Origin of the sequence: Leptolyngbya sp. CCNP1308 (assembly GCF_034932455.1) — a bacterium.
In the GTDB taxonomy this organism is placed as follows: Bacteria; Cyanobacteriota; Cyanobacteriia; order Phormidesmidales; family Phormidesmidaceae; genus Nodosilinea.
The window spans coordinates 67,452-93,562 of the sequence record NZ_JAYGIH010000006.1 but is presented as its reverse complement, the minus strand read 5'-3'; the positions used below and the strand labels follow the sequence as shown (position 1 = coordinate 93,562).

The window sequence follows — 26,111 nt, the reverse complement described above, 5'->3', positions numbered from 1 at the left end:
GTGCGCTAACGCACCCCGGCTTTAACCTAAATTTTAGCTGTTGTTACTGATCCTGCACCTAAGAGGATGTTTTAAAAGGGTCAGATTGAGCAACAAAAGTTACCTGTACGGATAACCTTGATCCTTAAAACCCTCATTCCTTCGTAGTAGTTCCTCGGTGGTCAAGGTAGTTCTGGCTACCCTATAGGACTTTTCAAACACCCTCTAAAACCCAGCATCCGAGTCCGTCCAGGTTTCGCAGGGTTCGATGCTGCAGCTCGCCATCACCAGCTCGATCAAGAAGTTGCCCTCGTATGGTGCGACAACCCCAGGCACTGCATCAACCAGCGTATCTGAGGCTACTAGTTCCCCCGACTCAGCATCGTAGAGAAACATATCGAGATCGCTACAGTCGTCGTCGCAGGCGGCAAACACAGCCTCATCGGCCAGCAAGTAACCTTCGTAGGTGATCGTTTCGCCAGTGCTGAGCCAGTCTGAGCGAGACTGGGCCTGGGCAATGGCTGCGGTACTGGCCAGGGCGATCGCCCCCAGGGCCACCGTTGCCGTCATCTTCATCCCAAATTTAGCCATAGTTCACAACTCCGGGCAATAAAGAATTAGGTCGAGGCCCAGCGTTACAGCCGACTGTTGACCTTGCATCTAGATTGCCCTCGCCGGTAGCGAATAGAACGTAAATGTAGCCAAACTCTACGGAGGCTTCAAGCAATGATTAAGGAACGCTCTCTCAAGCCTGGGCACATTGCCGATGGATCGCTGGAATGAACTTAAAAAGGCTTCACCGTAGGCCATTTCAACGATGCCGCATTCGTGTTAAGGCAGCTGCACCAGTACCCAATCGCGCACCTGGCCCAGCTGCACCGTGGCAGCGGGCAACTCACCGAGATCGACCGCTGCCACCCAGGCATAGCTGCCCGGCGCTAGGGTCTGCCAATTGTCGGTAGCGCGGCCGGGCTGGGGCGTGTAAAAGGTCAGCAGCACCATGTCTTCCTCGGCGGGGCTAACGGTTTTGAAGATGGCATGGATGGGGTGATTAGCCACAATCTCCCGGAGGGGTGGAGTAGCTAGCGCCAGCTTGACATCGGGGTTGTAGTTGCCCCACAGGCCGGTGGCATAGAGCAAGGCGATCGCCCCCCACGGCCCCAGCAGCCATCCCCCCTGCCACAGGGCAGCGGTCTCAGCGCGCTGTCGAGAGTAGCGCCAGTAAACCGCCAGCGGCACTAGCCAGCCCAGCCCTGCCGCGATCGCCACCAGGCCGTAGCGCCACAGCCCCACCACCGGGAAACGCTGGGGTTGCAGCAGCGCCACGCCCCCCGCCACGATCAGCACCGCGCCAATCACCGCCAGGAGAATGGTTAAACCGGCCACCAGGCGAGGACGCTGACGCGATCGGTAAAGGGCTCCTAGGTTAGTCAGGGTCAGCGCCGCCAGCAGGGCGACGAAGGGCAGCAGCTGGAGCGGGTAATACCATGTGCGGGTTTTAAACAGAGCCAACAGGGTAAACAGCACCAGCGGATACCCCAGCCACAGGGCCTTGCGCGGGTAGGGCGACTGCCACCCCAGCCACACCCCCGGCACTGCCAGCAGCGGCCAGGGAAAGGCATTGAGGGGAATATTCCAAAAATAGTAGAGGGGGCCGACGTTGTGAAAGTCTTCCTGGGCCAGGTTGGCCAGCAGGCCAAAGGTGCGCTCCAGGGGCAGGGTGCCGTAGCGCTGCACGCTGAGGGCCAGCCAGGCGATCGCCGGCACCAGTCCCACCAATAGCCCCAGGTAAAGCGCCGGATTCAGCAGGTGGCGGTGGCGACGGTGCTCCAGCACCAGGTATGGCCCCAGAGCCATCACCACCGGAATCACCATAATGCTCTTGAGCATAAAGCCCAAGCCCACCGTACTGCCCGCCAAAAAGCCCCAGTTCCGCCGCTGAGGTTTGGTTTCCGCTTGCAGCAGCGCCCAAATGCCTAGCAGCTCCAGTGCCGTCAGGGGCACATCCTGAATAGCCAGCCGCGACGCCTGCATCCAGATCGGGGTCGCCGCCAAAATTGCCGCACCCCACAGGGCAATCTGGGGAGACAAACACCGCCGCCCGATCGCATAGGTGAGCATGACCGCGCCCCAAGAGGCGATCGCCCCCGGCAGCCGGGCCGCCCATTCACTCACCCCAAACAGTTTGTAGGAGGCGGCAATCAGCCACTGAATGCCCATCATGCGATCGTGCACCGGAGCCCCCCACCACGCCTGGGTCACCCAGTCCCCGGTTTCCACAATCCACCGGGCCTGCTGGGCATACCAACCCTCATCGTGGGGCATCAGGCTTTGCAGCGGGCTGCGCAACAGCAGCACAATGCCCACCCACAGACTTAGCACTAGGTAGGGCGCGAAGGAAGATGCACGCAGCGATTCAGCTTTGAATCGGCTGTTAGTAAGCCTGAGGGGTAATGGCATGGATAACCCAGTTCACAGCAAAAATGGCCTGGGCAAAGGCCGCTTAATTTCACCCATTACTATAGACAGAATTGAGACAGGCAAAATTAAGCCGCTGCTAGGGGTGCCACAGGGTAAGCAAAGCATTTACGATGGCTGAGGTCGTCTGGGCTGAGAGGAGGATGCTGGGTTGGAAAGCGTTGATCGGCACAATCAAGAAATTCTCAAGAATGCTGAGGCCTGGCAGCAGAAACCGTCTCTGCGGGCCATTTACAGCACCTTTCATCAGTCTATTGCTAAGCACCTGGCGGCGCTGCCCTACCCCACCGTCGAGCTGGGCTCTGGGGTAGCCGATATTCAGCGAGTGATCCCCGGCTGTATTCGCACCGACATCTTCCCCAATCCCTGGATCGATCAAGTCGAGAATGCCTACGCCCTGTCTTTTGATCCCGGCAGCCTGTCAAATCTGATTCTCTTTGATGTCTTTCACCACCTGCGCTACCCCGGCACGGCCCTCCAGGAGTTCGATCGCGTGCTGGCCCCCGGCGGGCGGGTAATTTTGTTTGAGCCCTGTGTCAGTCTGCTGGGTCTGCTGGTCTACGGTGCCCTCCACCCCGAACCCCTGGCCCTAAACCAGCCCATTCAGTGGGACGCTCCCCCCGAGTGGACCCCTAGTCAAATCGATTACTACGCTGCCCAGGGCAACGCTAGCCGCATTTTTCTCAAATCCAAAATTCGGCAAAACCTGCATGGGTTTCGGGTCGTTAAAGTCCAGCGCTACGCCGCGATTTCCTACGTAGCCTCCGGCGGCTACTCTAAACCCCAGCTCTACCCCACCGCGTGGATGCCGCTAATGGCAGCGATCGATCGCCTCTGCGATCGCCTCCCCCAAATCTTCGCCACCCGCCTGCTCGTCGTCCTCGAGAAAGTCACCTAATCCACTCACTCACCCACTCCACCTACGGCCTCACAATAAACGGATTATCAATCCGCCTGGCCCGCAGCTGTAGCACCAGCGCCTGATACACCGCCGCGCACACGTCGGCGCGGCTGGCCACCCGGTTGGGGTGCAGCTGGGCAATGTCGGGCACGTTGACCACCAGACCGAGTTGCGTGGCCTTGGCGATCGCATTCACCCCATAGTCGGGAATGGTGGCGCGATCGCGGTAGCGCTCCAGCAGTCGCAGGTTGCCGGGCTGATTCGGCAGCAGCGCCAGGCCCGACACCAGCGCCACCCACACCTGGGCCCGCAGCAGCGGGTTTTCTGGCCCAAAGGTCTGGTCAGGGAAGCCCGAGAGAAACCCACCCCGGTAGGCGGTTTGAATGGCGCTGGCCCCCCAGTAGCCCAAAGGCACATCGCGAAACAACTGGGCCGGACGGCGGGGGGTGGGGACAAAGGCGCGGTTGACCAGGGCGGCAAACTGGGCGCGGGTCATGGGCTGGGCGGGGTTGAAGCGGCCCGCATCATCTCCCTGCACCAGGCCGAGGTTTAACAGACCCTGGATAAAGTCCAGCGCCCAGTGGGTTTGAATGTCGGGAAACGATCCTTGAGCCATGGCAGCAGGGGGAGTAGCGACAGTAGTTAAAGCAGGGGCCTTGCCCTGGGCCACCAGCCCCTGGTAGATCAGCACGGCGACCTCGGCGCGGGTCATCGTTTCTAAAGGCCGCAGCAGCTCCGGGTCGGGATGGTTGATCACCAGGCCAACCTGGGTGGCGCTGGCCAGGGCATCGATCGCATAGCTGGGAATTTGGGCGCGATCGCGGTACACCCCCAGCCCACTGGCGGGAGCCGGAGGCAGCTTCAGCCCGGTGGCCACTGCCACCATTGCCTGCACCCGCACCATGCCCTGACTGGGGCGAAAGGTCTGGTCGGGGTAGCCGCCTAAAAAGCCCTTGCGCTGGGCCTGGTCAATGGCGCTAGCGGCCCAGTGGGTCGAAGGCACATCCACAAAGGTCACCGCACCGCGCACCGGGTCGAGAGCGCTATAGCTAGCGGCCACCAGCGCCGCAAACTGGCTCCGATTGATCGTTTCCTGGGGGCGATAGGTGCCATTGCCGTAGCCCTTCACCAGACCGCGATCGGCCAGGGCCTCGATATAGGGCGTGGCCCAGTGGCTGCCCAGGTCGGTAAAGCGGCTGGGTACCGGAGCGGCGGGAGCCGGGGGCTTATCCAGCGGCGGGGTCGAAGGTTCAGGCGGCGCAGGGGAAACGGTAGGGCGATCGAGCAGCACCGGAGGCACCGCGGCGGGGTCGGGCCACTGGCTAGCCACCAGATTCACCGCCCCCACCAGCCCCGTGGGGATGACATCGTTGCCCACCAGCGTCAGCCCCGGTTGGGTGTCGTTGCGCAGATCGACCTGGCGGTTGTAGCGCAGAATGTTGCCCGCCGGGTCGTCGGGCTGGCCCAGGTCGGGGCGGCTGGTGTCTTGCACCACCAGGCCGATGGTTTGGTTTTGCACCAGCCGATTTCGCCGCAGCACCGGGCTGGCGGTGCCGGCAATTTGCATCCCCACCTGATTGTTTGAGCACTGACAGTCGCGAATCAGCGGCGCGGCACTCTGGCCAATGTGAATGCCGGTGCCGCAGCGCTCGACGGTGCAGTCTTGGATTTCGCCTCGGGCTTGGTCAATGAAGCTAAGGCCGCGATCGCCGCAGTCGCTCACCGCTGTTTTGGCCACCAGCGGACTAGCGGCCCCGCCCACCTGGAGCCCCACCCGACACTGACTGAGGCGGCAGGCCCGCACCAGACCCCGGCCCGAATTAATTAAAATGCCGATGCCCTGGGGGTTTTGCACCGTTACCCCCCGCAGCTGGCTCTGGCCCTGGATGACCAGCGCCACCGAGGTTGATCCTGGGCCAGGTCCGCCGCCTGCGATCGCAATTCCCTGGCCCTGGGTCGATTCTTGACCCACGATCATCACGCCGTCGGGCACGGTGATGGGAAAGCGTTCGCCCGTGGCGGTGCTGTAGGTGCCGGGGGCGAGCTTAATCAGCGTGTTGCCCTGGGTGGCCCCGAGGGCAACCGTCAGGGTTTTGAAGGGCAGGTGGGGGCGGCCCGAGGGTTGATCGACCCCATGGTTGGGATCCACGTCTAGGGTCTTAGCAATGGTATCCAACGGGAGATATCCTAACGGCGGCGGGAAATACGGCGGTTGGCCCAGAATGTCGCTATGGCAGAATACCGCTATGATTAAGCCAGTTAAAAGGATAGGGCGAAAGTTGTGATTGCGGTTGCCGTAAGCCTAAATCTAGTAATTGCGCTGTTTTGCTTTTATGTCGCCTGGCGGCTCTGGCGGTTGAGTAAAACCCTAGGGGCCGTGGCCGACGCCCTAATGAACTGGGATCGCAACGCCAATTATATTCTTGACCCCGCCGTGGTGCCCCCCGCTATTTTGCTGGGCCAGTCGGGTACGGCCTACCTGCGGCAGCGCTACAGCCTGCTCCAGCTTCAGGTTCAGCGTCTTGAACAGTTGATGGCGGTGGTAGGCCTGTTGCCCATGGCCAGCCGTTGGCTAGGGGTTGGGCGGCGGCGACTCAGCTCTAGAAATGTAGTGGCGCTGGCTAAGCGACGATAGGATTGTTTCATTCCTCTTCGGTGCACTGGATGGGGATGAGACAGGGGTGACATGGGGTACCTACAGGACAAAACATCATGGGCGAAAGACAATCTGGAGGGTTCGTTGGCGGTGTGCTGCTGGGGGCCGCAATGGGGGCAGTGGCAGGGCTGCTAATGGCCCCCCGCACCGGGCAAGAAACCCGTCGTATTCTCAAAAAATCTGCCGATGCCCTGCCTGAGCTGGTGGAAGATCTCTCGACTTCGGTGCACCTCCAGGCCGATCGCCTGTCGGAGACCGCCCTGGTCAACTGGGATCACACCCTGACTCGGCTGCGGGAGGCGATCGCCGCCGGGCAAGAGGCCAGCCGTCAAGAGTATGAGCAGCTTCGCCAGTCTGCACCCGTGGCCAGCAACGGGTCTACCCAGGAGTAGGAGCACCCATTTTGGCCGACCCGCTGTTTTGGCTAGCCCTATCGTTTTTATTGGTCGTCATTAGCCTGACGGCGGTGTTAATGGTGGCCATTCCGGCCCTGCGCGAACTGGGTCGCGCCGCTCGCAGCGCCGAAAAATTCTTTGATACCCTGGGCCGCGAGCTACCCCCCACCCTGGAGGCCATTCGCCTCACCGGGCTAGAAATTGTGGAGCTTACCGATGATGTTACCGAGGGGGTACAAAGCGCCGGGCAAGTGGCGCAGCAGGTCAACCAGAGCATTGCCACCGCCCAGACCGGAGCCAAGCGCCTGAATACGGGCACCAAAACATTTTTTGCTGGAGCCCGCGCCGCCTGGCAAGCCTGGACAAACGATCCCCAGCCGCGGCCCCCGGCTAAGCGATCCGCCAAGTCGGCCCAAACCTCGTCACCCCGACCCGCAGCCCCCGGCCTTCAACCTGGCGATCGCCCTCCCACCCCAGAGAGCCGCCGCCCGGCTGAGGCCCCTCACCCCAGCGACCTTCTCCAGCTAGAAGAAAGCCCTCTGCACGCGATCCCAGAGAACGTCCTAGAGACCGCCCTTCCCGCCGAGCCCCCCGAACTATCCCCCAGCCGATCGGCCCAAGAACCTCGCCGCCGCGCTACTACCGAGTGGGATTAAGGGTTTCTGCCAATTGAGCGGAGTGTTATTGCAACCCATCCACCCGCTCAGGCTCACAACGTCAACGTCGCCGGTAGCGTTTGTCTCAGCTCACCAGCCCGGCGACCAACTTCACCTCAAATACCTGCTCAAAGTAGTCTTTCTTATAGTCCAGATTCCACAGTTCTGAGGCGCAGTCATCGCCGGAGTCAGCGGCTTTGACCTCCATATTCAGCACGTGGGCATCGGCGTCAAAGTTGCAGTGAATGCTCTGGACGGCCCCGATACCCCGGCGATCGAGGGCCACTGCCAGACGCAGCAGGGCGCTGAGGTGGGTAATCATCTGCCGGTGGTAGCGGGTGGGCAGGTTGCGGTAGTTGTCGTGCTTTTTCTTGGGGGCGCTCTTGCGGTGGTAGCGGGCGATGTTGGCGATCGCCTCCAGCTCAGTTTCGGTGTAGCCCAGCAGCTCGCCGTGGCGAATCAGGTAGTAAGAATGCTTGTGGTGCGATGAGTGACTGATAAAGTGGCCGCAGTTGTGCAAAATAGCAGCGGCCCAGAGCAGCTCTCGCTCTAGATTGCCCCAGCTGTGGAGGCTGCCGTGGGTTTGCTCAAACAGATCCATGGCAAAGCGGGCCACCCGTTCAGAGCGATCGAGGTGCACCTTATACTTCTTGGCGGTCTTGAGAATGTTGCGCTGCCGCACCGACTTTTGAAACTGCATGCGGTCTTCGATCAGACCGTGGGTGAGCATCCAGTCCACCACCACCCCTTCCCGCAGGGCGCGCTCGCAGATGGTGATACTCTCGGCCTTGAGCAGATCCATCGTCTCCTGGAGAATCACCGCCCCTGCCACAATAATCTCGGCCCGACGAGACGACATCTCGGGCATGGCCAGCCGTTCGGCATAGGTTGCCTGGCGCAGGGTTTCGACTAGGTTAGAGACGTCCTCATAGGTCATCTGAAACCCGTTGAGGGGGTCGGGCACTAGGCCCAGCCGCTCGGTGGCAATGACAGCCGCCAGACACTCGATGGTGCCCGAGGTACCCAGCAGATGGATCGCTTCTTCGGGCTTGAGTTTGTGCTTAAGCTCGGTGGTGTTGGGTTCTACCATGCCCCGCACGTAGGCTCGCAGGGTGGTAAATTCGGTGTCTGAGATGGGGTCGGTGGAGACAAACTGAGCGGTGAGCCGCACCGCCCCCACTTTGGTGCTGCTGAGAAAACGGTGGGGTTCGCCGGTACCCAAAATCAGCTCGGTGGAGCCGCCGCCAATGTCGATAATAGCGTGGGGCTGGCCGTTAAACTCCATCCCCGACAGCACGCCCAGGTAAATGCGGCGCGCTTCTTCGGTGCCTGAGATCAGGTTGATGGCGAGGCCGACTTCTTTATAGACCCGCTCGATAAATTCTTGGCCGTTGCTGGCCTCCCGCACGGCGCTGGTGGCTACTGCCACAATGTCTTCGGCCTGGAGGCTGGTGGCGATCGCACAGCAGCGTTTCAGCGCCGTGATCGCTCGCTCCATGGCGGTTTCAGACAGCCCCCCGGTGGCATCGTTGAAGTTGCCCAGACGCACGGTCTCTTTTTCGCGATCGACAATGGTGAAGGCGGGCAGGTCGGGCTGAATTTTGACCACCACCATATGGATCGAGTTGGTGCCCACATCAATGGCGGCCAGCACGCGATCGCTGGTGATTTCTGACGGAGCAAAGTTGGAAAAATCTGTCATTGCGGGACTCGACTCGCGAATCGAGGTAATACCTGTCATAGTGCGCCCATGCTGCATTTGCTTCAGATCTTACCTGCCCCGCTGCGCCCCATCAGGACGCTGGAAAAACTTTACTCAGAATCAATGGAGTGGGTGGGTAGATGAAAAAGAAAATTCCACTCACGCACCCACGCATCCACTCACTCACCCCCAATCCCCCTGGCGCTAAACTCATGGGGACACCCACGGAGAAACCATGACCGTTGACTACGACGCAGTGATTCTCGGCGGCACAGTGCAGGGGCGGGAGGCCGCTGCCCTCGCCACTCGGGAAGGGGCGCGGGTAGCGCTGGTGGAGCCGCCAGGGGAGGTGGATCGCTGCATTCGTCGTCAAATTGTGCTCGCGGCGCTAGCCCAGGCCGGCTCAGCTCAGTCTTGGGATACGTTGCGATCCCAGGTCAAAGCCCTGGAATCCGTCGCTTACCCCCATCTGAGCCTTGATGGGCTGGCCACCAGTGGGGTGGATGTGGTGCTGGAGCCAGGGCAGTTTAGCCCCCGCCCTAACCTGGCGGTAACGACGGCGACGCGGCGGCTCAGGTCGCGCGGCTACCTCCTTGCCCCCGATACCGAGGTCACTGTCCCGGATATTCCTGGATTAGCCGAGACGCCGTATCTCACCGTCGATACCTTGCTAGATCAAGGGGCGCTGCCTGAGTCGGCGATCGTGCTGGGGCGGAGTGGTGATGCGATCGCCCTAGCTCAATCCCTAGCCCAACTCGGTTGCCAAACGACCCTAATCACCCGAGGCGATCGCCTGCTTCCCACCGAAGATCCGGACATATCTGCCTTTGTGGCAGCGCTGTTAGAGGCGGCAGGGGTAACCCTCAGATTCAACACTCACTTAGACACAATCCACTACAAAAACAGCTTCGGGGTGTCGCTGGTCGATGGCGACTTGCTCAAGGCTCAAACCCTGGTACTGGCAACCGCCTCCCACCCGACCTTGGGAGCGCTCAACCTCGGCAGCATTGGCATTCAGCCCCAAACGGTTCACGGCGTTGCCACCGCTCTGCCGGTGGACGATCGCCTTGCCACCGCCCATCCCCGCGTGTTTGCCTGTGGTCCTGCGCTGGGCGGCTACTGGAGCGAATCGATGGATAGCCAGGATGTGGCGATCGCCCTGCACAACGCCCTTTACCTACCCTGGCGCAAGTTGTCCTTTTTGAATCGCCCGGCCCTGCTGTCTACGACGCCAGAGTATGCCCGCCTGGGCCTTACCGCCGCCCAGGCCCGCCGCTGGTACGGTAGCGAAGCCACCATAGTCCAGGTTCCCTTTGGCCAGGTACTTAAAACCCACTTCGGCAGCGACATCACGGGCTTTTGCCAATGGGTTGTGCGCCGCGATGGACAGCTACTTGGTGCCCAAATTTGCGGCCCTGGAGCCAGTGAACTTATGCACACCGTCGCGCTGGCGGTACAGCAGAGTATTCCCATCCAACGCCTGGATCGGGTACCCACGCTGCCCCTCAGCCAGGCCGCTATGATTCCGCTCATGGTGGGCGCTTGGCAGCAGCAGCGTTGGCAGCAAGGCACCTGGCGGCGCGACTGGGCCGAGAACTGGTTTAACTGGCGGCGATCGCGGCGGCGGCGGTGGTAAGAGGCGAGGTGGAGAAGATAAGAGGGTGAGGGAGGTGGGGAAGATCGGGTTTAGCGCAGGCTTTCGCAGGCAACGCCGTCGCTGTCGCCATCCAGACGATGAGGATCGCCGGGGGAGGCATTGAGCACCGCCTGAGCTTGTTCCCAGGTAGCGAAGTCGCCGCAGTCGCAGTCGCTAGAGACACAGGCGGGCAAGTTGGCTGGGGCCGTCGCCGGAGACGGGTTAACAGGAGCTGGTGTAATAACAGAGGGTGGAGCGGTAGGGATTGGGGATGCCCCGCCCCGGCGAAAATCCCAGGGTAGGGTGGGGTTGGTCTGACTCCAGAAGTTGCGGCGGGCATTGCGGGCGGCAGATTCGGCCTGGCGGTAGTCGTCAGCGGTGGCGGCACAGCCGGAAATGTACTGCTCGTAGACAACGGCGTATCCCTCGCGCACCAGTTGCAGCCCAACGGATTGGCCACCGCTGTAGATTTCGGCCACGGTTCTGCCATAGCGATCGCGCTCAATCGCCCGCACCTCCACCGGCTGCCCAGTTGAAACTATCTGCCGCAGCCGCAGCGTGGCCTCGGGGCCAAAGGCCTGACTGCTTTCAGGCGCATCCACACAGGCCAGACGAATGGTGACCGGGCCATCCTGCCCCTGCACACGCAGGGTGTCGCCATCGCCCACAGACACTACCTCGGCGGTGGGCAGGGTTTTGGCAGCGGCGGCCTGGGCGGCGTAGGCCAGGTTCGCCTCGTATTCCTGGCGTTTTTGCTGAGCGGTGGCGAAGAGGGTGCTGCTGCTGGGAATGGCGGTGAGGGATGCGATCGCCCCTTCCCACTGACCTTTGACCTGCTGCCAATCGCTGGCAGACTGAGCGGTTTGGGTGGTCACCGCCGCCGCCATACCCTGCTCTAGCGCCTGGTCGTAGTGCTGCTGCCCTGGCGCTGCTTGATCGGAATTTGCCGATGTCAAGGAGCCTGGCTCGCTCTCTGGAGCCTCAGCGGCCACCTTTGCCTGCCTAAAGTTAGCCCCAATAGTCGCCACTTCAGGCAAAGCTGAGCATCCCGACAGCAAAATTAGTAGACCCAGGGCATAGGCAGGCTGGCGAAGAGCTGCTGGATATCGGCGGTCATGGGGCTGGGGCATAGTTGGGGGCTGCTTATGCGATCGCTGGTTTCACAAAGAATGTCACATCGTATACCAAAGATACCTACCCCAGCGATGCAATTCAGGACAGAAACCTCCCAAGCCCCGATCTACCCCATCAACATAACGGTATCCAGCACGTGGATAATGCCGTTGTCGGCCTCAATGTCGGCGGCGAGCACCGTGGTATTTTTCACCTCAAACGCCCCATCGTCAGAGGGTGTGTGGATGGGAATCGGAGCACCTTCAAGGGAGTCCACCGTGCCGAGTTTGATCAATTCATCCTTGGTGTATTTGCCCGCCACCACATGAAACTTAAGGATTCTGCCGAGCTGGGGCGGATTTTGCACCAGGGTTTGCACCGTGCCGGGGGGCAGTTTGGCAAAGGCAGCATCGTTGGGGGCAAAGACCGTAAATGGGCCAGGGCTTTGTAGAGCCTCGACCAACCCAGCGGCCTGAACGGCGGCGACCAGGGTAGAGAACCCTTCGGTGTTGACGGCGATATCGACGATGGTAGGCATAGGGAAGTTTAGATTTGTGATTTTGGATTTTGGCGGATGATTTGAGGGATTAGAAACCCGGTTTCTAGCGGATTAGCGGTAGTCCTGACCCTGCACGTCGCGCAGCCGGGCTTCGGGGCGCACGAAGCGATCCATTTGGGCTTCGAAGAACTGGCGGTTAGCCATCAGGTGGCGGGGATTTTGGTCATCCAGGGGATATAGCAGCGCCGCCCTCAGCGCCTGAATCACCGCTGAGGTGACGTTGTACATCGATCGCTGGAAGGTAATCCCCAACTGAATCAGCATGTCGTCTTCGCCCCGGCAGTGCTGCTGGTAATACTCCAGTAGGTAAGGGGGCAAAAAGTGGAGCATGTCCTGCATTAGCAGGGTGGGGGGAATGCCCGCACTGCCCACGGGGAACACGTCGGCGTAGAGAATGCCGTAGTGGAAGTCATGCTGATCGGCGGGCACCTGCCCGGCCTGGGCGTTGTAGGATTTGGTGCCTCGGAAGGGGGCAGTGCGGTAGAACACGGCTTCGACGTAGGGCAGGGCGGCTTCGTAGAGCCAGGTAAACCCGCAGGATTTGGGGATTAGCTCAAAGCATTCATCGCCCACGTAGACGTGGTGGTAGATGGGGCGACCGGCCACGGCAAATATGCCGTTAACAATGAAGTCCATGGCATCGGGCACGCCTTTGAATCCGCCCTCGTCGTAGATGTCGGACATCTCGAAAAACACTGGGGCCATCACTTCCCAGAACAGACCGAGATTGGAATAGTAGGAGAGTTCGCGGCACTTTTCGTAGAACATCTCGGGGAAGAGTTTGTGCAGCCCCAGCATGGCGGGGTTGCCTTTGAAGTAGGCGCGGATGGCGCGATCGCACGCCCCCTTGTATTCCTCGGTATACAGATAGTCGTTGAACCGCCCGCCCATATCCTGATGCCAGAGCATCGCCCGCATACAGGCTTCGGCAAACTCCATATTGATGCGATCGTGCCAGAGGTGGAGCAGCAGTTTAGGCAGCTTGCGCTTCGTCTCGCCCTGGGCCATAAAGTCCAGTAGCTCAGGATGGGCAGTCGCTGCGCCCCGCCAGATCCGCAGATCCGCCGTATCCCCGGCGTAGTGGTTGGGCAGATCTAGATATTCTTGCGGCAGAAAGTACTTAAAAGCCGGGACAGGGTTGAGAAACACCCGTTCGGCAATGTAGAGCAAATCGCGCCAGTAGAAATCCATCGGCACGGCGTAGGCCTTGTAGATGCCGATAATCTGCATCAGGTTCTCTGGTGTGTCGGGCAGCATCGAGCCGCCCGCCTCTAGCCGGTGAATGATGTCGGCGTGGGGGTGGGTGGAGGGGGAGATGAGGGTTTGGGGTGGGGTGAGGGTGGGCATAGGGGTGGATGGGTTAAGGGGTGGATGGGTGGGTGGAGGAAAATTCAAAGTTCAAAGTTCAAAATGGAGTTGATTTTTTGAATTTTGAATTGTTCATTTTGCATTCCCAATTCTCTCTATGCTGAGACAGGTGATTTAGGAAGCTGCCAATGGGAAAAAAAGATCGGATTCGGCCAATTTCAATTTGTTTGCTGCGGCGGGGTGAAGAGATTCTCGTTCACGAAGCCTACGACTCGGTGAAAGAGCGGGGGTTTGCGCGGCCTCTGGGGGGCGGTATCGACTTTGGGGAAACCAGTGCCGAGGCGGCAATTCGCGAAATCAAAGAAGAGCTGGGGGCCGACATTACCGGGGTTGAGCTGTTGGGCATCGTGGAAAACATCTTTGTTTACGAGGGGGAGCCGGGGCACGAAATGGTGTTTGTCTACGACGGGCGGTTTGTGGATGAGTCGCTGTACCAGCGGGAGTATTTGGATGGAGTGGAGGGGAAACGGCAGTTTAAGGTGGTCTGGCGATCGCCCCAAGCCCTGCGCGACGGCCCCTGCTACCTGGTGCCCGAAGAAATTTGGCAGTTCCTCTAGCCTTCGCCCTCAGTCATAGGATGGTGCATCCGCACAGCGATGCATCCTACGGGGTTGGGGGTCATGGCAAGGTTGGGAGGCTAGCAACGGGTAGAAGCAAGGGGTCGGTCGGGGATTCCTTGGGGTATTCAATAGCCTGGGGCAACGCCTCAATTACCTCATCCGCCACGACCTCGTTCAGCACTACCGGAATCGCCGCTAGCATAACGCTGGCGGTGGGTTCGCCCCACTTCACCAGCCAGTTGGGCTGAATGCCGAGGAAGAGAATCAGCCCAGCCAGAATGTAGGCAGGTAGCTTTTCGGAAAACGTGACCTTGGGAAAGTAGGCGATCGCATTGTCCAGCCGTCCAAAACAGGTGCGGTTGAGCAAAATCACGAAGTACACCGCCGTCAGGCCCGTGCCGATTACCCCCAGCAGGGTCTGCACTGGATACGCGGCATAGCTGCCCTGGAACACCAAGAACTCCGTCACAAACCCGACGAGTCCGGGAATTCCGGCGCTGGCCATGCCCCCCAGCACCAGCAAAGCGCTGACCATGGGCAAGCCTCGCACCGGGTTCATCAGGCCGTTCAGCACGTCCAGCTCGCGGGTGCCGACCTTGGTTTCAATCACCCCGACCAGGTGGAACAGAATGGCCAGAATGATGCCGTGGGAGACCATTTGGCTGACGGCCCCAGTGAGAGCCAGGTCGGTCATCGCCGCGCCGCCCAGCAGCACGTAGCCCATGTGGCCAATGGAGCTGTAGGCCACCATGCGCTTGATGTCTTTTTGTGCGATCGCCGTCACCGCCCCATACAGAACGCTGATCGCCGCCCAGGTTGCCAGATAGGGCGACAGCTGCGCCCAGGCGTCGGGGAACAGCCCCAGGCCAAAGCGAAACAGGCCGTAGGTGCCCAGCTTAGCCAGCACCCCACCCAGCATCATCGCCACCGGGGTCGAGGCCGATACGTAGGTATCGGGCAGCCAGGTGTGAAACGGCACCAGGGGAATTTTGATGCCAAAAGCCACCAGCAGCAGACTCAGCAAGACTACCTGCCACACCATCGGCAGCTCGTGGCCCATCACCGCGTAGTAGGTGAAATCCTTTGCGCCACTGAGCCACACCGTACCGAGGAACCCGGCCAGCATCAGCGCCCCCGACAGCGCCGTGTAGAGCAAAAACTTGGTGGCCGAGTAGGTCTTTTTCTCGCCGCCCCAGATGGCGATTAGCAGGTACAGCGGCACCAGCTCAATCTCGTAGAGCAAGAAGAACAGCATCAGGTTCTGGGCGACAAAGGCTCCCGCCACCCCGCTGCTCACCAGCAGCAGCAGGCTGTAGAAGAGTCGGGGCCGCTCGGTTTCGGGGGAGCTGCTCCAGATCGCAATCCAGGTGATCAGGCTGTTCAGCGCCACCATCAGCAGCGAGAGACCGTCTAGGCTGAGTTCGTAGTTGAGGCCCAGGGCAGGCAGCCAGGGCAAAAACTCGTGAAACTGAAAGCCGCCAAAGGAGAGGTCGAACTGGGTGAATAGGGCGATCGTCCATAGCAGAGCGGCACCGGAGGCGACCAGGGCACCGTTGCGGGCCTGCGGGCTAGTGAGGCCGGGCCAGCAGGAGAGGGCGATCGCACCGAGGAGTGGAATGAGTAAGAGTGGTGTGAGCATGGTGGGTTGAGAGGGTGGGTGGATTAGAAAAATTCAAAATGAGCAATTCAAAATTCAAAAAGGGGAGCCAATCTTGAATTTTGAACTTTGAATTTTGAACCGGTTCAAAACAGAGCCGCCAGCGCCGACCAATTCATCAATACTCCCAGCGCGGCGACGCCCAGAGCAATGGTCAGCACATAGAACTGAAGCTGCCCGGTGTTGCCGTACTTGAGGGTTTCGCCGCTAAAGAGGGAGGCGAGGCCTACGGCATTCACCAGACCATCCACCACATAGCGATCGAGCCAGTCGGTCATGCGCGACAGCACATCCACACCTGCCACAAAGGTATTGCGGTAGAGCTTGGGGGTGTAAAAGTCGTAGGCCAGCAGGTTTTGCAGCGGCTTCTTCACCAGCCCAGCCGGATGTTCAAAGACGCGGTTGACGTAGAGCAGGGTGCCGATCGCAGCGCCCAGAATGCTCGACCAGGTGAGCAGCAGCGCCATATCTTTGCTGACCTCGGCCCAGGCGGGCAGCAGGTTGAGCTGAGCCATCACCACAGGCAGGTGCAGCGTAAAGCCAGCGACAACGGCCATTGGCAGCACAATCAGCCAAATCGGTTCGGGAGAACGGATAGTCATCTGCTGGGTTTTGCCCGCAAACACCAGGCCCATCATTCGCGCCAGGCTAAAGGCAACCAGCCAGTTCACCAGCAGCACGATCGCCACCAGCAGCCCTCGCTGGGCATCCCACAGACCCGACACCAGCGATAGCATTGCCCAAAAGCCACCTAGGGGAGGTAGGGCTACCAGACCAGCGGCTCCGGCGATCATCGCCATAGCGGTAACGGGACGACGCCCCCACAGGCCGCCCATCTGGGTCAAATCCTGCGTGGTGATATTGATGATGATTGAGCCCGCGCCCATAACTAAAGCCGCCATTCCCAGGGCATAGATTAGCGCTAGCAGTAGGGCGGCACCCGGCTGATGAGCGCCGACAGCAATGAACATCAGCCCCATATAGGCGCTGCTGAGGTAAGACAGCACCCGCTTGATGTCGATTTGAGCGGCAGAGATGAGAGTTGCACCGATCGCCGTGACGGCACCCACGGCGATCGCAAACGCACTTGCCGTAGACGACAGCGCAATCACCGGCTCCAGCTCCACCAGCACCCATACCCCCGTCGTCACCACCACCGCGTTCCGCAGAATGGTGCTGGGCAGCGGGCCTTCCATGGCTTCATCCAGCCACAGGTGGAGGGGGAACTGAGCGCATTTACTCATCGGGCCAGCAATTAGGCCAATACCAATTAGCGTGATCAACCCAGGATCTACATTTGCCGTCTGGGCCCAGGCCGCCAGCTCGCGAATATCCCAGGTGTGGGCGAGGGGGTAGATGGCCAGCACCGCCATCAGCAGCACCAGGTCGCCCACCCGCTTGGTCAAAAACGCGTCCCGCGCCCCGGTCACCACCAGAGATTGGTTGTACCAAAAGCCCACCAGCAGGTAGGTACCCAGGGTGAGAATCTCCAGCAGCATGTAGGCAAACAGCAGCGAGTTGCACAGTACCAGGGCGCACAGACCCGCCTCAAATAGAGCCATCATGGCGAAAAATCGGCCCCAGCCCCAGTCCATTTCTAAATAGCCGACGGCGTAGATCTGGGCCAGCAGATTCAGCGTGGTGATCAGCACGCAGGCCCCCAGGGTAATGGCCGACGCCTCTAGGGGAATGGTGAGATTCAGCCCCGCCACGTCTAGCCAGGGCGCAAAGAAAAACTGCGGCGACGACTTGCCCCAAAAGGCTAAAAATGCTAACAAACTGTGCCCCAACGCGAAGGCCGTGGTGACAATATTGATATAGCCTGCTGGGCGTGGCCCGGTGCGGGTAACAAAGGCCGGTGACCAAGGAATCGTCAGCAGCGCTCCTATTAAGGGATAGAGGGGAATCAGCCAGCTTGTCTGAGCCAGAATCGGAGTCATGGTCGAGGCATCCTCGGGCAAAAGGACAGCAAAAACATTGCCAGACAGAGGCTGGCGATCGCCTCACCCAGCGGCGGGGTGGCGGGCGCTGATTGAGCTTTGTCAATCAAAACGCCATCTAGATAGACTTAAACCTATTTCAATAGAGTTTAGCCAATGCCTCACCCAAAGAAAAGGGGTAAATTGATTAAATACTATTTGCTTTTCGTTTCTGATTGATAAATTTCAATAATGCTTTTCCCTGGACTGCCCGGCCCAATCCCTGACATTCTCTCAAAATCATCCTGACGCTGCGATCGCCCCCTGAAGAGTAAACCAGTAGCGGTGTAGCCCCCTGACGCCCCCTCAGTCACCGCCACGCCTCAGCGGTTGTCATCATCAGGGGAAATAACGTGGCCGATAATCATTGGTTAACCCGAGCCGAACGCGCTTTGGTTGTAGGATCTGGCGTCGGTGCCGTGGCATCGATTGCCGCCCAAAATATTGCTCTGACCTCCGCGCCGCTGACGGTGCTGGTTGCGATCGGGTTGCTCAACCGCAACCGTGTTGAGCAGCAGCTCGAAGAAGCTCAGGAAAAGCTCGCCCGCCAGCATCGCCAAACCGGGCACCGCCTCACCAACCTGGGCAAGCAGGTCAGTGCCATGCCGTCGCCCGAGGCGCTGACCAACTTTCAGCGGGCGGTGATGGAGCGCAACAACCACTCCTTCATTCGCTTCTCAAAGGAAATGAAGGGGCTCAAGGCCCACGTCGATCAGCGACTTGAGGCCCTGCCTGCCCCCGATCTGACGGGCATTAACCAGCAGATTGCCCAGCTGCAAGAGCAGTCGGCGGCGGCCCAGGTGAGCTTTGAAAACCTCAACACCTACATGCAGCGGCTGGTCACCACCCCTCGGGTAGAGGCCGCCGAGAACAAACTCTCCCAGGTCAAAACCGATTTGATGCAGACCCGCGTGAGCCTAGAGAACCTGCGCTCAGACACCCGCTGCCTGGTCACCAACCTGCAAGATGCCCTGGGGAAACTCGATCGCCGCTGGAATGAGTTTCCCCAGAGCAATACCCCTGGCCAGAGCCGGGCCGAAATGGGCGATATGATCAAGGCCATGGCCACCCTGGTGCCGCAGTCGGAATTCAGCCGGTTAGTCGATCATGTCAAAGACCTCACTCGCCAGCAGACTCGCCTAGAGCAGGCCCTCACCAAGATTCCGGTCGGCACGGTAAACGGATTTCCGGCGGCACCGCCCAGCACCGCCCAGCTAGAGCAGTTGACGGCGGAGTTAAAGCAGTTGCAGCAGCAGGTAAGCCGTCAGGAAACCGCTGGCCACACCCAGGAACAGGTGCAGCAGGTGGTATCGCAGTACCTAGGGCAGGTTAAGGCCCAGGTGGCCCAGCTGGAGGGGGTGACGCGATCGCTCTCCGAACGCCAGCACCAGCTCACCAGTCAGCTGGTCACCGCCCCCGCCGACACCGCCAACCGCAAGGCCCTAATTCAGCTGGCGCGGCGGGTGCAGCAGACCGAAACCGAACTCAAAACCTCCCGCGACCATCCGCCGGCCCAGCCCGCTGTCGCCTCCCAAGTGGACTGGATTATTGACCTACCCGTGGCCAATGCCCCTGAGCAGGCCACAGAGCCCCAGGCCATGGCCAGCCGCCAGGCCCTAGAGACTGCTCTGAAGATGGCGACGCGACGGGTGCTGCTGGTGTGGCCCTGGGCCAGCTACGTCACCATTGATGACAATTTGCTAGAGCAGTTTCGTCAGCTGCTAGAGCGCGGTGGCCAGCTCGAAATTGGCTGGTGCCACCGGGGCGACCAGCACGATGGTCGCTTGGCCTGGCGCATTAGCCAGCGCTGGGGCACCGAGTCGAGCCAGCTACAGTTGCTCAAAGCCTCCCTCAACCAGCTCTTGCCCCTGCGGGAAAACTACCCCGATCGCTTCAAGTTCAGAATTATGGGCACCGCCGAGAGCTATCTGGTCTGCGACAGCGGCAGTAGCGCGTCCCCCGAGCAGACCTACGCCATTGTCAGCCTTAAGGCGCTGCCCACCCAGAGCGCCGCCATCCCCGACCTAGACGCCAAGCTGCGCACCGCCGAACCCGCTGTTGTTCAAGCCCTCATGCAGCGCTTCCGCGATCCGGCCATTCCCCCTGGGGATACGGTGGCGTTCTTTAACCGGGGCACCACCCGCCACGACCTGCGCGACCAGCCCGGCGCGATCAGCGACTACAGCCAGGTGATTGCCCTCCAGCCCGACCACGCCATTGCCCTCAACAACCGAGGGGTGGCCCAGCTCGAACTCAATCAGGTCGAGGCCGCCGAGGCCGATCTGACCGAGGCGATTCTGCAAAACGGCAAGTTGTTTGCCCCCCACTGCAACCGAGGCTGGCTGCGCCTAGAGCAGCGCCGCTACGCGACGGCGATCGCCGACTTCACCCAGGCGATCGCCCTCAAGCCCCACCTGCCCATGGCCTACGTCTACCGGGGCAGCGCCCTGCAAAAGCTGGGCGATCTCAAAGGGGCAGTGCGCGACTACAGCGACGCTATTGCCTGCGGCGACCCCATCGCGCTGCCCTACTGCTACCGCAGCGCCGCCTACCAAAGCCAGGGCGATCAGGCCAGGGCGATCGCTGACTTGGAGCGGGCCAGCGCCTATCTCGAAGCCCAGGGCGATCGCCAGGGTCTTACTTCTGTGCAGCGTACCCTGAGCCGGTTGCAGGGGATTGGGGTGAGTGGATGAGTGGGTGTATGAATGTGTTGAGGAGAGGGGAGTTTAATTGTTATCCCTCACCTACCTCACCCGCCTCACCCACCTCACCCAAACCGGGCCGCAGCGCTAGATACAGACAGGCTCCCACCAGCGGCAGGGCCAGCACCAGGGGCATTGCCCAACCGCCAGTGAACCCGCGCCGGGCCATGTCGTCGCGCAGCAGCACCGGGAACAGCAGCCACAGAGCACAGAAATCCAGCGACATCACGTGAATAAAGCGGCTGGTCTGCCACTGCTGCCAAAAATCGGGCCAGTCTCCTTTAATTAATGCAAAGGCGACCAGGGCGATCGCCCCCGCCGCCAGGGCCGCCCCCAGCCAGCGCGACTCTAGCAGCCGCAGCAGCGCACTTTTGGGGCCGCTAAAATCGGGGTTGGGCTGTCGTAGGGCCAGGTAGGGCAGCAGCGCAAAGGCTCCCACTGCAAACGACACCAGCACAAAGGGCCAGGCCCGCTGCTTTTGCCCATGGCCGTCTACCAAAGCCACAGCGGCGTAGACCATTGGCCAGATTCCCATAGCGTTGAACAGCGCCACAATGGTGGGGTTGATACCATCCCACTGGCCCGTAGAGAGCCGCAGAATCAAATCTGCGGTGTCGGGGCGATCGGGGGGAGCAAGTATAAATGCATACAGAATGAACCCAAACCAAAGGCCCCAAAAAATCAATCGATTCATGCTTTGTCGAGTGCTAAGTTTCTCACCAAATTATCAAACAAAAGCAACGAAGTCTGTCAGGCTAGAAAAAAGCAAATAAGCTGTACCCAAGCCATACAGCCCCTATATATGGTGATTGTTAAAAAATAATTAATCACATTTTGAACTGTAAATTTATGTTCCTGAGTCTTAGTTAAAGAAGCGTTAACCTTACTCATAAATCCAATTTTTAAGGTTGCTTTTCATACCCCCTCATAGTCTGTATGCCCCCATTTTGGGAACCTGCCGTGCCGTTAACTGCCCCCCGTGAGTCTGGCGCTTCCCCGGCTCACCACAGAAGCATTATGCACATTGAATATTTCCTAGAGCTTTACGAAGCCGGCTACCGCGACTTCACCGGCATCAGCCTAGCCGGTGCCAACTTTAGTCGTCACATTTTGGTCGATGTTGACCTCAGGCGCGCCAATCTTAAGGGTGCTGACCTCAGCCGCTCCTTTCTCACCCAGGCTAACCTCGACTATGCCACCCTCAACTGGGCGAACCTGAGCTTTGCCAAAATGAGCGAAACTCACCTGAGCCAGGCCGACCTCACCAAGGCCAACCTGCGCGGGTCATTCTTAGTGCGGGCCGACCTGCGCCATGCCAAGCTCAGCGGCAGCGACCTGTGCCATGCCAACCTGCGCAATGCCGACCTGCAAGGGGCCAACCTCTGCGGCGCCAACCTGACCGGGGCCAACCTGCGCGGCGCTAATCTGAGTGGGGCCAACCTATCCTGGGCGCACCTGACCGGAGCCCGGCTCAGCGGGGCCGATCTAGAGCGCACCCGCATGGATGCCGTCAACCTAGAGGGGGCCTGGCTCAACGGCGTAGACCTGCACGGCATGAATTTGGCCGGGGCAAACCTCAAAGAGGCCAAGCTCAACGGGGCCAACCTCGACCACGCCAACCTCAGCTCGGCCAATCTCACCCACACCACAATGCGCGGGGTGAGCCTGATAGGGGCCAACCTCAGCGGCTCTGACCTCACCGGGGCCGTACTGTGGAACGGCATTCTCGATGGGGTTGACCTGTCTCGCGCCGACCTCACCCGCGCTCATTTAGGAGAAGCCTCTCTTAAGGCAGCGGTGGTGGTGGGCACTGAATTCACCGAGTCGGTGCTGCCCACCGAGGCTCGGGCTTACCTCTACGAGACAGTGCAGGGTGAAACCCGTTGGACCCACCGTCCGGCTCGGGAAACCCTGAACCAGTCGCAGTTTGTCGATCGCATTTCCCAGCAGTAATGTCGTCCCCATCCTTAGGAGTTGTGCTGGTCACCGCTGGCTCTGAGGCCGAGGCCGAGAGCCTGGCCCGCCATCTGGTAGAGGCCCGCCTAGCCGCCTGCGTCAGCGTCTTTTCGGTGCGATCGCACTACCGCTGGCAGGGCAAAATCCACGCCGAGCCCGAGTGGCAGCTAATCATCAAAGCCGATCTCAACCAGTTTGAGGCGATCGCCCAGGCCATTACCCAGCACCACAGCTACGAGGTGCCCGAAGTTATTGCCCTGCCAATTGTGGCGGGTCTGCCCAACTACCTGACCTGGCTCCAGGCCCAGGTGCAGCTGTCCTGAGAGCAAAAAAAAGGACTGACCAACGGCCAGCCCCTATTCAGCTACTCAAGGAGATTTTTAACCATAGTCAAGCCGATCTAGCGCCGGTAGGCCAAAGCCACCTCACTCTCGATCTCAGCTGGCTCAGACACCAAAACAGTTTCGGTCTCGGTGGTCATGCTCAAGTCAACTTCAGCCTCCAGGACTGCCCCATTGGCCGCTGCTGCTTGGGTTAGCCAGCGCTGACGCACCAGCAGGGTACCGCCGGTCAACAGAGCGGCGATCGCCCCCAAGCCGCCCAGGGCCATCCCCAGAGCGTTGCTGTCAGGCGAAGCCGCCCAAAAGCCGCTAGGGCCATCGCCCAACGTCGAAATCCCAGAATTACCCCAGTTAGATAGGGCACAGCCAGAAGACGCAACGCCGGGGCCAGCCGTAGCCAGAAGACCAGCCGCTAGCAGAGAAGCCACCAGGGCAGAACGAGACAGAAGTTTCATAAGCCAGATGGAGAGAGAACGCTACAACGTAACGCCATTGTTGCGGCACTTCCTCAATCCCACAGCTTCAGAGGCTACAGAATCTCAGAAAAACCACGGCAGGCGTTTGGGAGAGTCGATACGTGGGTAGGTAAGGACAAGACATCACCTGCCCCACCTACATCACCTTCACCGCCTTTGCCAACTCCAGCTCCAGCTGCCGCAGCTTCTCAATGCGGGCCTCGGTGGCGGGATGGGTGGCAAACAGCCCCGCCACGCCCTCGCGGGAAAAGGCATTGACAATCAGCAGCGGCTCAAAAGCGGGGTTGCCCTGGATAGGGGTTTGGCGAGCGCTGGCCTCCAGCTTTTGCAGGGCAGTGGCCAGGGCACCGGGTTTTTTGGTCAGTCGCCCGGCTCCGGCGTCGGCCTCAAACTCGCGGGTGCGAGAAATCGTCATTTGAATCAGCGTCGCCGCCAGGGGGGCAACAAAAATCGCCAGCAGCAGGCCCAAGGGGTTGGGGCCACGGTTTTCGTCTTGGTGGCTGGCCATGCCGTAGCTGGCCCACTGGGCCATATAGGCCAGCGACGAAATTGCGCCGCCCACGGTGGCCGCTACCGCCTGGGTCAGGGTATCGCGGTTGATGATGTGGGAAAGTTCGTGGGCGATCACCCCCTCCAGTTCCTCCATAGTCAGCATTGAGACAATGCCCTCGGTGACGGCCACGGCTGCATGGCTGGGGTCGCGCCCGGTGGCAAAGGCGTTAGCCGCCGGGCTGGGGATCAGGTAAACCCCCGGCATCGGAATTTCGGCGCTGAGGCTGAGCCGTTCGACGATGTCGTAGATGGCCGGAGCCTGGTCACGGGTGATGGGCTGGGCGTTGTAGGCCCGCAGGGCAATCTGGTCAGAGAAATACCAGGAGCCGAGGTTGCCCACAGCCGCCATCGCCAGACCAATAAAAATGCCCGTAGGCCCGCCAATAATCAAATAGCCGAGGCCCACCAGCAGCCCCGACAGCAAAGACAGAAGCGCAAGGGTTTTGACCTGATTCATCACCATTTCTCCTGAATGAGGGGTCAACTCAAGTTGTGTAACCGAGACTACACAGCCTACAGACAAATCATAAGCAGGGTCTAAGGGCCCAAAATCCTGCACCTGGGGTGGATTGCCGGACTCTGAAGGTCAGGAATTGTTGGCTTTTGGGCCACACACCTAAAGAAAACCTTTGGGAGCATGGCCATCTTGAAAAAGTTGTTTAGGCTGTTGACAGTTTTGATGCCCGCGGCATTATATTCACTTCCCATTGCCCCGTCCACCCCAGAGTTTTCGTAGAAACCTGCCTAAGACCGTCGACCGAACCGTTACCGAGAATATTGATATGGCACAGAGTTTTGGTGTAATCGGCCTCGCCGTCATGGGCGAGAACCTAGCCCTCAACGTTGAAAGCAAAGGCTTCCCGGTGGCGGTGTACAACCGCACCGCTGCCGTGACCGAAAAATTTATGGCCACCCGCGCCCAGGGCAAAAACGTCAAGGCAGCCTACAGCCTGGAAGAGTTTGTCCAGTCCCTTGAGCGCCCCCGCCGCATTTTGGTCATGGTCAAGGCGGGCGGCCCCGTCGATGCGGTGATCGACCAGCTGCGCCCCCTGCTGGATGACGGCGATATGATCATGGACGGCGGCAACTCCCTCTACGAAGACACCGAACGCCGCACCAAGGATCTCGAATCCACTGGCCTGCGGTTTATCGGTATGGGGGTCAGCGGCGGTGAAGAGGGGGCGCTGCTTGGCCCCAGCCTGATGCCCGGCGGCACCCGCGCCGCCTACGACTCGATCGAGCCGATCGTCAAAAAAATTGCTGCCCAGGTGGACGATGGCCCCTGCGTCACCTACATTGGCCCTCGCGGCGCGGGCCACTACGTCAAGATGGTGCACAACGGCATCGAGTACGGCGACATGCAGCTGATTGCCGAAGCCTACGACCTGATGAAGAGCGTGCTGGGCCTTGACCACAATCAGCTTTTCGACGTGTTTGCCGAGTGGAACCTCACCGACGAGCTGAATTCTTTTTTAATTGAAATTACCGCCGACATCTTTACCAATATTGATGCCGAAACCGGTGAGCCCCTGGCGGAGCTGATTTTGGATGCGGCGGGGCAAAAGGGCACGGGCCGCTGGACGGTAATGAGCGCCCTGGAGCTGGGGGTGGGCATTCCCACCATTACCGCTGCGGTGAATGCGCGGATTATGTCGTCGATCAAAGAAGAGCGGGTGGCGGCCTCTAAGGAGCTGAGCGGCCCCACGGCCAGTTTTGATGGCGATGTCAAAACCATGGTGAACAAAATCCGCGATGCGCTGTACTGCTCGAAGATCTGCTCCTATGCCCAGGGTATGGCGCTGATTGGCGCGGCCTCTAAGGCCTATGAGTACGATGTCAACCTGGGCGAAACGGCTCGGATTTGGAAGGGGGGCTGTATTATTCGCGCCGGGTTCTTGAACAAGATCAAGCATGCCTACGATGAGAACCCCAGCCTGCCCAACCTGCTGCTGGCCCCTGAGTTTAAGCAGACAATTCTCGATCGCCAGACGGCCTGGCGAGAGGTAATCGCAATGGCGGCGACGTTTGGCATTCCGGTGCCGGCGTTTAGTGCATCGCTAGATTACTTTGACAGCTACCGACGCGATCGCCTGCCGCAAAATCTCACCCAGGCCCAGCGCGACTACTTTGGGGCGCACACTTACCTGCGGGTCGATAAGGAGGGCACATTCCACACGGAGTGGACGAAGGCTCCGGCTCGGGTGTAAGGGTTTCTTGCACTAGACACCTCATTACAGATTGTTGCCGTCGATCTATTTGGGTCGGCGGCGTTTTTGTGGGGGCGTATGGCCTGCGCCCAGGCAGTATCTAGTGAACTGAGTTGTGGCGTACTAAATCTCTAGCTCTCCATTCTGTGGGGGCAGGCAAAAATCCAATTCAAAAAGTGTCCCAGTTCTGAAATCTGGGATAAGCTAATTGGCGACGTTCGCTGCTCCTCCGATCGCG

The 26,111-nt window shown here is 60.1% G+C and carries 22 protein-coding genes; 10 read left to right on the top strand and 12 right to left on the bottom strand.

Annotated elements, in window-relative coordinates; all coding sequences use genetic code 11:
• Positions 1-204: 204 nt before the first annotated feature.
• Positions 205-570, bottom strand: coding sequence for a hypothetical protein (locus VB780_RS04885; RefSeq protein ID WP_323350018.1), 366 nt, complete (start codon positions 568-570; stop codon positions 205-207).
• Between the two features lie 240 nt (positions 571-810).
• Positions 811-2,439 (bottom strand): ArnT family glycosyltransferase, encoded by a 1,629-nt coding sequence (locus VB780_RS04880; protein WP_323350017.1) that lies wholly within the window; start codon positions 2,437-2,439, stop codon positions 811-813.
• 169 nt (positions 2,440-2,608) lie between these two features.
• On the opposite strand from VB780_RS04880, the gene VB780_RS04875 reads away from it, so the two are divergent.
• Entirely contained in the window at positions 2,609-3,355 is a 747-nt protein-coding gene (locus VB780_RS04875; RefSeq protein WP_323350016.1) for a methyltransferase domain-containing protein, read from the top strand.
• A 22-nt stretch (positions 3,356-3,377) separates the two neighbouring features.
• Here the strand turns inward: VB780_RS04875 and VB780_RS04870 are convergent, their stop codons facing one another.
• The gene (locus tag VB780_RS04870) at positions 3,378-5,534 is read right to left on the bottom strand and encodes an S-layer homology domain-containing protein (protein ID WP_323350015.1); all 2,157 of its coding nucleotides are present in this window, start codon (positions 5,532-5,534) and stop codon (positions 3,378-3,380) included.
• 105 nt (positions 5,535-5,639) lie between these two features.
• Here VB780_RS04870 and VB780_RS04865 point away from each other — a divergent pair, with 105 nt between their 5' ends.
• The 3 genes from VB780_RS04865 to VB780_RS04855 all read left to right on the top strand — a co-directional run bounded on the left by VB780_RS04865 (position 5,640) and on the right by VB780_RS04855 (position 7,065).
• Positions 5,640-5,993: a hypothetical protein gene (locus tag VB780_RS04865; RefSeq protein ID WP_323350014.1), complete on the top strand. Its 354-nt coding sequence runs from the start codon at positions 5,640-5,642 to the stop codon at positions 5,991-5,993.
• A gap of 77 nt (positions 5,994-6,070) precedes the next feature.
• On the top strand, positions 6,071-6,406 hold the full coding sequence (locus tag VB780_RS04860; RefSeq protein ID WP_323350013.1) for a YtxH domain-containing protein: 336 nt from the start codon (positions 6,071-6,073) through the stop codon (positions 6,404-6,406).
• An 11-nt stretch (positions 6,407-6,417) separates the two neighbouring features.
• Positions 6,418-7,065: a hypothetical protein gene (locus VB780_RS04855; RefSeq protein WP_323350012.1), complete on the top strand. Its 648-nt coding sequence runs from the start codon at positions 6,418-6,420 to the stop codon at positions 7,063-7,065.
• Between the two features lie 85 nt (positions 7,066-7,150).
• Here the strand turns inward: VB780_RS04855 and VB780_RS04850 are convergent, their stop codons facing one another.
• Complete coding sequence (locus VB780_RS04850; RefSeq protein ID WP_323350011.1) at positions 7,151-8,767, bottom strand: Ppx/GppA phosphatase family protein; 1,617 nt, start codon at positions 8,765-8,767, stop codon at positions 7,151-7,153.
• A 235-nt stretch (positions 8,768-9,002) separates the two neighbouring features.
• On the opposite strand from VB780_RS04850, the gene VB780_RS04845 reads away from it, so the two are divergent.
• Positions 9,003-10,403, top strand: coding sequence for an FAD-dependent oxidoreductase (locus tag VB780_RS04845; protein ID WP_323350010.1), 1,401 nt, complete (start codon positions 9,003-9,005; stop codon positions 10,401-10,403).
• Positions 10,404-10,453: 50 nt separating this feature from the next.
• Here VB780_RS04845 and VB780_RS04840 read toward each other — a convergent pair whose 3' ends face one another.
• The 3 genes from VB780_RS04840 to VB780_RS04830 all read right to left on the bottom strand — a co-directional run bounded on the left by VB780_RS04840 (position 10,454) and on the right by VB780_RS04830 (position 13,422).
• The gene (locus tag VB780_RS04840) at positions 10,454-11,533 is read right to left on the bottom strand and encodes a thermonuclease family protein (protein WP_323350009.1); all 1,080 of its coding nucleotides are present in this window, start codon (positions 11,531-11,533) and stop codon (positions 10,454-10,456) included.
• A gap of 110 nt (positions 11,534-11,643) precedes the next feature.
• The gene (locus VB780_RS04835) at positions 11,644-12,054 is read right to left on the bottom strand and encodes a fasciclin domain-containing protein (RefSeq protein ID WP_323350008.1); all 411 of its coding nucleotides are present in this window, start codon (positions 12,052-12,054) and stop codon (positions 11,644-11,646) included.
• A gap of 72 nt (positions 12,055-12,126) precedes the next feature.
• On the bottom strand, positions 12,127-13,422 hold the full coding sequence (locus VB780_RS04830) for a CO2 hydration protein (RefSeq protein ID WP_323350007.1): 1,296 nt from the start codon (positions 13,420-13,422) through the stop codon (positions 12,127-12,129).
• 149 nt (positions 13,423-13,571) lie between these two features.
• On the opposite strand from VB780_RS04830, the gene VB780_RS04825 reads away from it, so the two are divergent.
• Positions 13,572-14,000 carry an NUDIX hydrolase gene (locus VB780_RS04825; RefSeq protein WP_323350006.1) on the top strand — a complete coding sequence of 143 codons (429 nt, stop codon included), beginning with the start codon at positions 13,572-13,574 and terminating at the stop codon, positions 13,998-14,000.
• A gap of 61 nt (positions 14,001-14,061) precedes the next feature.
• Here the strand turns inward: VB780_RS04825 and VB780_RS04820 are convergent, their stop codons facing one another.
• Both VB780_RS04820 and VB780_RS04815 read right to left on the bottom strand, forming a co-directional pair.
• Positions 14,062-15,642 carry an NADH-quinone oxidoreductase subunit M gene (locus VB780_RS04820; protein WP_323350005.1) on the bottom strand — a complete coding sequence of 527 codons (1,581 nt, stop codon included), beginning with the start codon at positions 15,640-15,642 and terminating at the stop codon, positions 14,062-14,064.
• Between the two features lie 104 nt (positions 15,643-15,746).
• The gene (locus VB780_RS04815; protein ID WP_323350004.1) at positions 15,747-17,600 is read right to left on the bottom strand and encodes an NAD(P)H-quinone oxidoreductase subunit F; all 1,854 of its coding nucleotides are present in this window, start codon (positions 17,598-17,600) and stop codon (positions 15,747-15,749) included.
• Between the two features lie 431 nt (positions 17,601-18,031).
• On the opposite strand from VB780_RS04815, the gene VB780_RS04810 reads away from it, so the two are divergent.
• A complete protein-coding gene (locus VB780_RS04810; protein ID WP_323350003.1) occupies positions 18,032-20,332 on the top strand; it encodes a tetratricopeptide repeat protein in 2,301 nt (766 codons plus the stop codon).
• A gap of 40 nt (positions 20,333-20,372) precedes the next feature.
• Here the strand turns inward: VB780_RS04810 and VB780_RS04805 are convergent, their stop codons facing one another.
• Positions 20,373-21,035 carry a DUF2834 domain-containing protein gene (locus VB780_RS04805; RefSeq protein ID WP_323350002.1) on the bottom strand — a complete coding sequence of 221 codons (663 nt, stop codon included), beginning with the start codon at positions 21,033-21,035 and terminating at the stop codon, positions 20,373-20,375.
• Positions 21,036-21,301: 266 nt separating this feature from the next.
• Here VB780_RS04805 and VB780_RS04800 point away from each other — a divergent pair, with 266 nt between their 5' ends.
• Together VB780_RS04800 and cutA are read left to right on the top strand one after the other, a co-directional pair.
• Positions 21,302-22,294 (top strand): pentapeptide repeat-containing protein, encoded by a 993-nt coding sequence (locus tag VB780_RS04800; protein WP_323350001.1) that lies wholly within the window; start codon positions 21,302-21,304, stop codon positions 22,292-22,294.
• Positions 22,294-22,620: a divalent-cation tolerance protein CutA gene (gene cutA / locus VB780_RS04795; protein WP_323350000.1), complete on the top strand. Its 327-nt coding sequence runs from the start codon at positions 22,294-22,296 to the stop codon at positions 22,618-22,620. The genes VB780_RS04800 and cutA overlap by 1 nt, the downstream gene beginning before the upstream one ends.
• Before the next feature lie 77 nt (positions 22,621-22,697).
• Here the strand turns inward: cutA and VB780_RS04790 are convergent, their stop codons facing one another.
• Entirely contained in the window at positions 22,698-23,093 is a 396-nt protein-coding gene (locus VB780_RS04790; RefSeq protein WP_323349999.1) for a hypothetical protein, read from the bottom strand.
• Positions 23,094-23,250: 157 nt separating this feature from the next.
• Positions 23,251-24,123 (bottom strand): M48 family metalloprotease, encoded by an 873-nt coding sequence (locus VB780_RS04785; RefSeq protein ID WP_323349998.1) that lies wholly within the window; start codon positions 24,121-24,123, stop codon positions 23,251-23,253.
• 325 nt (positions 24,124-24,448) lie between these two features.
• Here VB780_RS04785 and gndA point away from each other — a divergent pair, with 325 nt between their 5' ends.
• Complete coding sequence (gndA, locus tag VB780_RS04780; RefSeq protein WP_323349997.1) at positions 24,449-25,873, top strand: NADP-dependent phosphogluconate dehydrogenase; 1,425 nt, start codon at positions 24,449-24,451, stop codon at positions 25,871-25,873.
• The last annotated feature ends 238 nt before the right edge of the window (positions 25,874-26,111 follow it).

Excerpts from the sequence above, each read along its gene's own strand:
- VB780_RS04885 (WP_323350018.1), bottom strand. The coding sequence starts at position 570 with ATGGCTAAATTTGGGATGAAGATGACGGCAACGGTGGCCCTGGGGGCG.
- VB780_RS04880 (WP_323350017.1), bottom strand. The coding sequence starts at position 2,439 with ATGCCATTACCCCTCAGGCTTACTAACAGCCGATTCAAAGCTGAATCG.
- VB780_RS04860 (WP_323350013.1), top strand. The coding sequence starts at position 6,071 with ATGGGCGAAAGACAATCTGGAGGGTTCGTTGGCGGTGTGCTGCTGGGG.
- VB780_RS04850 (WP_323350011.1), bottom strand. The coding sequence starts at position 8,767 with ATGACAGATTTTTCCAACTTTGCTCCGTCAGAAATCACCAGCGATCGC.
- VB780_RS04845 (WP_323350010.1), top strand. The coding sequence starts at position 9,003 with ATGACCGTTGACTACGACGCAGTGATTCTCGGCGGCACAGTGCAGGGG.
- VB780_RS04840 (WP_323350009.1), bottom strand. The coding sequence starts at position 11,533 with ATGCCCCAGCCCCATGACCGCCGATATCCAGCAGCTCTTCGCCAGCCT.
- VB780_RS04835 (WP_323350008.1), bottom strand. The coding sequence starts at position 12,054 with ATGCCTACCATCGTCGATATCGCCGTCAACACCGAAGGGTTCTCTACC.
- VB780_RS04830 (WP_323350007.1), bottom strand. The coding sequence starts at position 13,422 with ATGCCCACCCTCACCCCACCCCAAACCCTCATCTCCCCCTCCACCCAC.
- VB780_RS04825 (WP_323350006.1), top strand. The coding sequence starts at position 13,572 with ATGGGAAAAAAAGATCGGATTCGGCCAATTTCAATTTGTTTGCTGCGG.
- VB780_RS04820 (WP_323350005.1), bottom strand. The coding sequence starts at position 15,642 with ATGCTCACACCACTCTTACTCATTCCACTCCTCGGTGCGATCGCCCTC.
- VB780_RS04815 (WP_323350004.1), bottom strand. The coding sequence starts at position 17,600 with ATGACTCCGATTCTGGCTCAGACAAGCTGGCTGATTCCCCTCTATCCC.
- VB780_RS04805 (WP_323350002.1), bottom strand. The coding sequence starts at position 21,035 with ATGAATCGATTGATTTTTTGGGGCCTTTGGTTTGGGTTCATTCTGTAT.
- cutA (WP_323350000.1), top strand. The coding sequence starts at position 22,294 with ATGTCGTCCCCATCCTTAGGAGTTGTGCTGGTCACCGCTGGCTCTGAG.
- VB780_RS04790 (WP_323349999.1), bottom strand. The coding sequence starts at position 23,093 with ATGAAACTTCTGTCTCGTTCTGCCCTGGTGGCTTCTCTGCTAGCGGCT.
- VB780_RS04785 (WP_323349998.1), bottom strand. The coding sequence starts at position 24,123 with ATGAATCAGGTCAAAACCCTTGCGCTTCTGTCTTTGCTGTCGGGGCTG.
- gndA (WP_323349997.1), top strand. The coding sequence starts at position 24,449 with ATGGCACAGAGTTTTGGTGTAATCGGCCTCGCCGTCATGGGCGAGAAC.